Genomic DNA, 7,572 nt, shown 5'->3' with positions numbered 1-7,572 from the left:
TCATCGACGGCGGCAGTCGCGCTGCTGTTCGTCTGGCCGGGCGTGCTGCCCTGGGCAGGGCTCAGCCTCGCCGCAGGCCTCGCCGTGGCGAGCGTTGCGCCCCTCTGGAAGCGCAATCTCCGGCGCACGCCGATGTTCACCTATGGCATGGTCCTCGCGCATCTTGGCATCGCGGTCAGCCTGGCAGGCATGGCGTCGGACAGCGCGTTCACCAGGGAAACGCTGGTCGCGGTGCGCGCAGGCCAATCGGCGCGTGTGGGGCCTTATAGCGTCACGCTCGACGGGATCTCGCCGGTGATCGGCGAGAACTGGTCCGCGCTCGAGGCGCAGCTGACCGCGACGCGCGGCGATGACAGCACGCGGCTCCACCCGCAGCTTCGCTTCTTCGCCAATCCGCCGACCAGCACGAACGAATCGGCGATCCTGACCGCGCTCGACGGCCAGCTCTATACCGTGCTCGGCCAGCCCGACGGGCAGGGGCGGTGGCAGCTGCGGCTGTGGTGGAAGCCGTTCGTGACGCTGATCTGGTTCGGCGGCGTGCTGATCGCGCTGGGCGGCGCGCTGTCGCTGGTCGGGCGGCTGCGTCGCGAACGGCGCAGCGCAGTCCGGGCGGCCTGGGCATGAAGCGGTTCGCGCTCTGGGCGCCGCTGGCGATCTTCGCCTTGCTGTTCGCGGTGGTGGCGAGCGGGCTGTTCCGGCCGGCGGACAAGGTCGTGCGCTCGGCGATGGTCGGCAAGCCGCTGCCCGATTTCGCGCTGCCCGCGATGGTGCCGGGCAAGCCGGGGCTGACCAGCGCCTCGTTCAAGGGCGGTCAGCCGCGGCTGCTCAACGTGTTCGCCAGCTGGTGCGTGCCCTGCATCGCCGAGGCGCCACACCTGATGCGGCTGAAGACGATGGGCATCCCGATCGACGCGATCGCGATCCGCGACACGACGCCCGCGATCGCCGGCTTCCTGCGCCGCAACGGCGATCCCTATGCGCGGATCGGCAGCGACACCGCGAGCCGGGTCCAGCTCGCGCTCGGCTCGTCGGGCGTGCCCGAAACCTTCGTGGTCGACGGCCGCGGGATCGTCGTCAAGCAGATCATCGGCGACATCCGCGAGGACAATATCGGCGAGATCGTCCAGGCCGTCAGGGAAGCCCGATGAGCGGGCGGTCAAGCCTTGCGCTGGCGGCAGGCGCGACGGTCGCGGCGCTGCTGTTCTGCACCGCGCCCGCCGCCGCGCAGCCCGTCACGCCGCCCGCGCATTACGCCAATGTCCAGCTCGCCGACCCTGCCAAGGAAGCCTCCGCCAAGGCGCTGATGGAGACGCTGCGCTGCCTCGTCTGCCAGGGCCAGTCGATCGCCGACAGCGATGCCGAGATGGCCGCCGACATGCGCGCGCTGGTCCGCGAACGGATCGCGCGCGGCGAGACGCCCGCTTCGGTCCGTGACTGGCTGGTGTCGCGCTATGGCGACTATGTGACCTATGACCCGCCGCTGTCGGGGCTGACCTGGCCGCTGTGGCTGGCGCCGATCGCGCTGCTGGCGATCGGCCTGTGGATCGCGCGGTCGAGTTTCCGCCGGAGGACGCGCTGATGGGCTGGCTCTGGCTCGGGATCATCGCGGTCGGGGCGTTCGCGCTGCTGGCGGTGCTGAGGGTCGACCGGCTGCTCTGGTCGATGGTCGCCGCCGCGCTGATGCTCGGCGCGGCGGGCTATGCGCTGCAGGGCGAGCCTGAGCTTGCCGGGCATCCGGTCGTCACGGGCACGACGATCACGCCCGATGACGGGTCGATGATCGAGCTGCGCGACAAGATGCTCGAACGCTATACCGGTGCCGCCGCCTATCTGGTCGCGGCGGATGCGATGACGCGGATCGGCGAGCGCCGCGCCGCGGTGAAGGTCCTGCTCGGCGGGATCCGCGTCGCGCCGAAAAGCCTCGTCCTGTGGACCGGGCTTGCCAATGCGCTGGCCGCGCATGACGGCGATCAGGTCTCGCCGCCGGCGCTGTTCGCGTTCCAGCAGGCGATGCGGATCGCACCGCGCCACCCGGCGCCGCCCTTCTTCCTCGGCCTCGCCTATGTCCGGTCGGGCAATTTCGCGGCGGGACGACCCTATTGGGCCCGCGCGCTCGCGCTGACCCCGAAAAGCGTGTCCTATCACGACGAGATCGCGGTCCGCCTCGCGCTGCTCGATCAGGTCATGGCCGCACAGGACGCCCCACCGGCGAGCTGATCACTGACGCAAAACGGGACCCGGATCGTCCGGCGCGATGCCGGGGATCCTGGGTCCCGTTCCGTGCCGCAAAAGGGCTTACTGGCCGCGGCCGGTCTTGCCCTGGAGCTCGTCGATCTTGAGCGAGGCATCGGCCTTCGACAGCGATTCGTCGAATTCCTCATGCGCCTCTTCGGACAGCGTCTTCAGATAGCTGGCCTGTGCGCCGGTCATCTTCTCGTCGCCGGTCGTCCAGTCGTGCGGATCCTTCTCGGCGTTCGAAAAGGGCTCGGACTTGGGGTTCGGTGTGTCGGACATGCGTGAAATTCCTTCCGCCTGTCCAACCCCCGTGTTCCGCATCCGTTCCCGCTTAATTCGACCAAGCTTCGTAAGGTAAACCCAGATCATCCGCGACCGCCTTGTACGCGATCTTGCCCTTGTAGACGTTGAGCCCGTTGGCGAGATGCGGGTCAGCCTTCATCGCGGCCTCCGCACCCAGATTGGCGAGCTTCAGTGCGAACGGCAGCGTCGCGTTGTTCAGCGCGAAGGCCGAGGTGCGCGCGACCGCGCCGGGCATGTTGGCGACGCAGTAATGGATCACGCCGTCGACCTCGAACACCGGATCCTCATGCGTCGTCGCATGGCTCGTCTCGAAGCAGCCGCCCTGGTCGATCGCGATGTCGACCAGCACCGAACCGCGCTTCATCGTTTTCAGCATCTCGCGCGTGACGAGCTTGGGGGCTGCCGCGCCCGGCACGAGCACCGCGCCGATGACGAGATGCGCATTCTTCACCGCCGCCGCGATCGCGGCCTTCGAGGCATAGGCGGTCTTGATCTGGCTCGAGAAGAACATGTCGAGCTCGGCAAGGCGATCGTTCGAAATGTCGTAGATCGTCACGTCGGCGCGCATGCCGACCGCCATCTGCGCGGCGTTGACGCCTGACACGCCGCCGCCGAGGATCGCGACCTTGGCAGGCGCGACACCGGGGACGCCGCCGAGCAGGACGCCGCGACCGCCCTGTTCCTTCTCGAGATAATGCGCGCCGACCTGCACGGACATGCGGCCCGCGACCTCGGACATCGGCTTCAGCAGCGGCAGGCCGCGGCGATGGTCGGTGACGGTTTCGTACGCGATGCAGGTCGCGCCCGACTTCATCAGCCCCTCGGCCTGCGGCTTGTCCGCGGCGAGGTGGAGATAGGTGAAGAGCAGGTGGCGCGGTTCGAGCATCGCGATCTCGACCGGCTGCGGCTCCTTGACCTTCACGATCATGTCGGCGGCGGCGAACACCGCGGCGGCGGTCGGCAGGATCGTCGCGCCCGCGTCGACATAATCCTGGTCCTCGAAGTCGATGCCCGACCCGGCCTGGGTCTCGACGACGACCTCATGGCCCGCGGCGACCAGCTCGGCGACCGACGGCGGGGTCAGGCCGACGCGATATTCGTGATTCTTGATTTCCTTGGGAACACCGACGCGCATCATTTCCACTCCATTATCTTTGACCGCAGTGTAGCGCGCATCGACCGGGAAGGGTTCGCAAAGCCGTCCCGCTGCCTTATCGGATTTGGGAAAATATTGCATCGACGAACGACAAAGCGGGAAATTTGTGAGTATCACGATCGAGCGCAGGATCCTGGACCTGCTGGCCGCCAATTCCGACCTGACCAGTGCCGAGCTGGGCGAGGCGGTAGGCCTGTCGCCGAGCGCGGCGCACCGCCGCGTTTCGCAGCTGCGCGAGAGCGGCGCGATCACCGGCTACCGCGCGGTCCTGTCGCGCGCGGCCCGCGGCGATCCGAGCATCGTCCTAGTCAACGTCACGCTCCGCGACCAGCGCAAGGAGACGATGGCGGCATTCGAGGCGGAGATCGTGCGATGCCCGCAGGTCGTGCAATGCTTCCTGATGAGCGGCGAGGCGGATTACATGCTGCATGTCGAGCTCCGCCGCGGCGAGACGTTCGAGAGGATCCACCGCGAGACGCTGTCGCAACTGCCCGGCGTCACGCGGCTGGCGTCGCATTTCGTGATTCGCGAAGTCGTCACGCGCTGACGTTTTCCTGCGTATGCAGGACTCCAGGGCCAAGCACGGCAATGCCCGTTACCGATAGCGTCCTGCCTCAAACAGGCGAAGCGGCATGATCAGCCCCGGTTAATCCACGTTGCCGGCGGTCCCGTTGCCGCTCTCCAACCCCCATGCTAAATGCGCCAGCTTGGGGCACAGGGTGAAATCGGAATTTCGATGATGATTGCTGCACTTCCGGGTCGATTCACCGTCCAGTGAGCGTCGATCCCACAGCCGCGGCCTCGACCGTGCCCCCCGCCGGTCTCGATCCGGATACCGGCCACCATCATGCGGACGGCATGCTGAAACTCGCCTTTGGCGCGATCGGCATCGTCTTCGGCGATATCGGCACGAGCCCGCTCTACGCATTCCGCGAGACCTTTGCGGGGCACCACAAGCTCGCGCTCGATTCGGCGCACATCATGGGCGTCATCAGCCTGATGTTCTGGTCGATGATGATCGTCGTGACGGTGAAATACGTCATCATCATCATGCGCGCGGACAACAAGGGCGAGGGCGGCAGTCTCGCGCTGCTCGCGCTCGTCTCCGGCAAGACCAAGACGCGGCGCTGGAGCAAGGGGATCATCCTGCTCGGCGTCTTCGCGACCGCGCTGTTCTACGGCGACAGCATGATCACGCCGGCAGTCTCGGTGCTGTCCGCGGTCGAGGGGCTCGCGGTCGCCGCGCCGAGCTTTGCCGGGCTCGTCCTGCCGATCGTGATCGCGATCCTGATCGCGCTGTTCTGGGTCCAGAAGAGCGGCACCGCGCGAATCGGCATGGTGTTCGGGCCGATCATGCTGGTGTATTTCAGCGTCATCGCGGTGCTCGGCATCCTCAGCATCATCCAGACGCCGGGCGTGCTCTGGGCCTTTTCCCCGCATTATGCGGTCGAGTTCTTCCTGATCGATCCGACCCGCGCCTTCCTCGCGCTCGGCTCGGTGGTGCTCGCGGTCACCGGCGCGGAGGCGCTCTATGCGGACATGGGGCATTTCGGCCGCCGGCCGATCGGCATCTCCTGGCTGTTCTTCGTCCTGCCCGCGCTGATCCTCAATTACATGGGGCAGGGCGCGCTGCTGTTCCGCGACGGCCAGGCGGCGCTGGTCAGCCCGTTCTACAATCTCGCGCCCGAAAGCCTCCAGCTGCCGCTCGTCCTCCTCGCGACGATGGCCGCGGTGATCGCGTCGCAGGCGGTGATCTCGGGCGCGTTCTCGGTCACGCAGCAGGCGATCCAGCTCGGCTTCATCCCGCGGCTGCGGATCGAGCATACCAGTGCCGCGACCGCGGGCCAGATCTACATCCCGCTGGTCAACGGTGCGCTGATGGTGATGGTGATCCTGCTGGTGCTGTTCTTCCGCACCTCGTCGAACCTGACCAGCGCCTATGGCATCGCGGTGACGGGGGCGATGCTGATCGACACCTGCCTGCTCGGCGTGGTGCTGTTCCGGCTGTGGAACTGGCCGAAGATCGCCGCGATCCCGTTGCTCGCGATCTTCTTCCTTGTCGACGGCGCCTATCTGGCGGCGAACCTGACCAAGGTGCCCGATGGCGGCTGGTTCCCGCTGCTGATCGGCCTCATCATCTTCACCTTCCTGACGACCTGGTCGAAGGGGCGGCAGCTGATGATCGACCGGATGCGCGAGGCGGCGATGCCGATCAAGGTGTTCATCGGCTCGGCGGCGAACTCCGCGTCGCGCGTGCCAGGGACCGCGGTGTTCATGACCTCGACCTCCGACGGCGTGCCGCACGCGCTGCTCCACAACCTCAAGCACAACAAGGTGCTGCACGAGCGCGTCATCCTTTTGACCGTCAAGATCGTCGGCCAGCCCTATTGGCCCGCGCACGACCGTGCGGTGCGCGACGAGCTTGGCGACGGCTTCCACCGTCTGATCCTGCGCTATGGCTTCATGGAGGATGCCGACGTCCCCGCCGCGCTGCGCCAGGTGCACAGCTGTGGCGCGGACTTCAAGATGATGGACACGAGCTTCTTCCTCTCGCGGCAGACGCTGCTCGCCTCGGACAAGCCGGGGATGATGCTCTGGCGCGAAAAGCTGTTCGCATGGATGCTGCGCAACGCCGAAAGCGCGATGGAATTCTTCCGCCTGCCGACCAACCGCGTCGTCGAGCTCGGCAGCCAGATCGAGATTTGATCTCAGTCGGTCGGCACCCCGCACCTCCCCGGCGAAGGCCGGGGCCCAGTTGGGAAACGTCGATGGCGGACGTCACACGAAGTTACATCAACCTTTCCAACTGGACCCCGGCCTGCGCCGGGGAGGTATCTGCATGATGGCAAGCACGACCGAAGTCGCCCCGATCATCGTCACCGCGCTGTTCGGCCGCCAGGACACCGCGTTCTTCGACGCGATGCGGCGCGAGCATTTCCCGCCCGAGCGCAACCAGCTCGATTCGCACCTGACGCTGTTCCACCACCTGCCGCCCTCCGGGCTCGACGAGCTGAAGCACCGGCTGAACCAGGAAAGGCGCGGGCTGCCGGCGCCGCGGGCGCGGATCGGCGGGCTGATGTCGCTGGGGCGTGGTGTCGCCTACCGGATCGAATCGCCCGAACTGGTCGGGATCCGCGTGCGGCTGGCCGATGCGTTTACGGGAATGCTGACGCCGCAGGACGCGGGCGGCTGGCGTCCGCACGTCACGATCCAGAACAAGGTCAACCCGTCGGTCGCCAAGCTGCTGCTCGGCAATCTGCAGCGCGACTTCGCGGCACGGGACGTCGAAATCGCCGGGCTCGGCGCCTGGTGGTATCGCGGCGGCCCCTGGGAAGCGATTTCGCGTCACATGTTTGCTTGACCGCCTCGAATCCGCTTCCTATAGGCCGCGCCTCGCAGGGAAGAATGCTTCCCCGCAGACGGTACGGCGAAGTAGCTCAGTTGGTTAGAGCACGGGAATCATAATCCTGGGGTCGGGGGTTCAAGTCCCTCCTTCGCTACCATTTTCAAACACACCGAACGGGTCGTTGACGACCAGGATCGCGTCGCTGCGGGCGAGCGCCAGCAGCGTCAGGCCGTGCGTGCGCGCGTGATCGATCGCCAGACTCGTCGGCGCGGAGATCCCCACCAGCATCGCCACGCCCGCGACCAGCGCCTTGTCGACCATCTCGAAGCTGATCCGCGAGGTGACGAGGATGAAGGCGGGCGGCTCGGTCGACCGGATCGCCAGCCCGCCGACGAGCTTGTCGAGCGCATTGTGGCGCCCGACATCCTCATAGGCGGCCAGCACGGCTCCCGACCGGTCGCAGGCGGCGGCGGCATGGATCGCCCCCGTCGCGGCGTTGAGCGGCTGGTGCGCGCGCAGCCCGCAGCGCGGC

At 67.1% G+C, this 7,572-nt stretch carries 10 protein-coding genes and 1 tRNA gene; 8 read left to right on the top strand and 3 right to left on the bottom strand.

Features of this window, described 5'->3' with window-relative positions:
- The 4 genes from NI18_RS19040 to NI18_RS19025 form a co-directional block, all read left to right on the top strand.
- The coding region (locus tag NI18_RS19040) for a cytochrome c-type biogenesis CcmF C-terminal domain-containing protein (RefSeq protein ID WP_037532298.1) at window positions 1-624 on the top strand (624 nt) is incomplete at its 5' end.
- The gene (locus tag NI18_RS19035) at window positions 621-1,148 is read left to right on the top strand and encodes a redoxin family protein (RefSeq protein WP_031440727.1); all 528 of its coding nucleotides are present in this window, start codon (window positions 621-623) and stop codon (window positions 1,146-1,148) included. The genes NI18_RS19040 and NI18_RS19035, both read left to right, overlap by 4 nt.
- Window positions 1,145-1,579 carry a cytochrome c-type biogenesis protein gene (locus NI18_RS19030; RefSeq protein WP_037532295.1) on the top strand — a complete coding sequence of 145 codons (435 nt, stop codon included), beginning with the start codon at window positions 1,145-1,147 and terminating at the stop codon, window positions 1,577-1,579. Before NI18_RS19035 ends, NI18_RS19030 begins: the two co-directional genes overlap by 4 nt.
- Complete coding sequence (locus NI18_RS19025) at window positions 1,579-2,217, top strand: hypothetical protein (protein WP_037532310.1); 639 nt, start codon at window positions 1,579-1,581, stop codon at window positions 2,215-2,217. Before NI18_RS19030 ends, NI18_RS19025 begins: the two co-directional genes overlap by 1 nt.
- A 78-nt stretch (window positions 2,218-2,295) precedes the next feature.
- Here the strand turns inward: NI18_RS19025 and NI18_RS19020 are convergent, their stop codons facing one another.
- Together NI18_RS19020 and ald are read right to left on the bottom strand one after the other, a co-directional pair.
- On the bottom strand, window positions 2,296-2,514 hold the full coding sequence (locus NI18_RS19020; protein ID WP_031440730.1) for a DUF3072 domain-containing protein: 219 nt from the start codon (window positions 2,512-2,514) through the stop codon (window positions 2,296-2,298).
- 52 nt (window positions 2,515-2,566) lie between these two features.
- Complete coding sequence (gene ald / locus NI18_RS19015) at window positions 2,567-3,673, bottom strand: alanine dehydrogenase (protein ID WP_037532307.1); 1,107 nt, start codon at window positions 3,671-3,673, stop codon at window positions 2,567-2,569.
- 127 nt (window positions 3,674-3,800) lie between these two features.
- Between ald and NI18_RS19010 the strand changes: the two genes are divergently transcribed.
- From NI18_RS19010 to NI18_RS18995, 4 genes are all read left to right on the top strand, one after another.
- Entirely contained in the window at window positions 3,801-4,241 is a 441-nt protein-coding gene (locus tag NI18_RS19010; protein WP_037532292.1) for an Lrp/AsnC family transcriptional regulator, read from the top strand.
- Window positions 4,242-4,552: 311 nt separating this feature from the next.
- Entirely contained in the window at window positions 4,553-6,400 is a 1,848-nt protein-coding gene (locus NI18_RS19005; protein WP_107932838.1) for a potassium transporter Kup, read from the top strand.
- Between the two features lie 133 nt (window positions 6,401-6,533).
- Window positions 6,534-7,055, top strand: coding sequence for a 2'-5' RNA ligase family protein (locus NI18_RS19000; RefSeq protein WP_306286531.1), 522 nt, complete (start codon window positions 6,534-6,536; stop codon window positions 7,053-7,055).
- A gap of 65 nt (window positions 7,056-7,120) precedes the next feature.
- Window positions 7,121-7,197, top strand: a tRNA-Met gene (locus tag NI18_RS18995).
- Here NI18_RS18995 and NI18_RS18990 read toward each other — a convergent pair.
- Window positions 7,176-7,572, bottom strand: a 397-nt coding sequence (locus NI18_RS18990) for a formate dehydrogenase accessory sulfurtransferase FdhD (protein ID WP_037532301.1), incomplete at its 5' end; no start/stop codon positions are given. The two genes, NI18_RS18995 and NI18_RS18990, sit on opposite strands and share 22 nt — an antisense overlap.

Origin of the sequence: Sphingomonas sp. Ant20, assembly GCF_000783375.1 — a bacterium.
GTDB lineage: Bacteria > Pseudomonadota > Alphaproteobacteria > Sphingomonadales > Sphingomonadaceae > Sphingomonas > Sphingomonas aerolata.
Note: the sequence above shows the minus strand (reverse complement) of the source record. Positions and strands in the feature narration are given on the sequence as shown.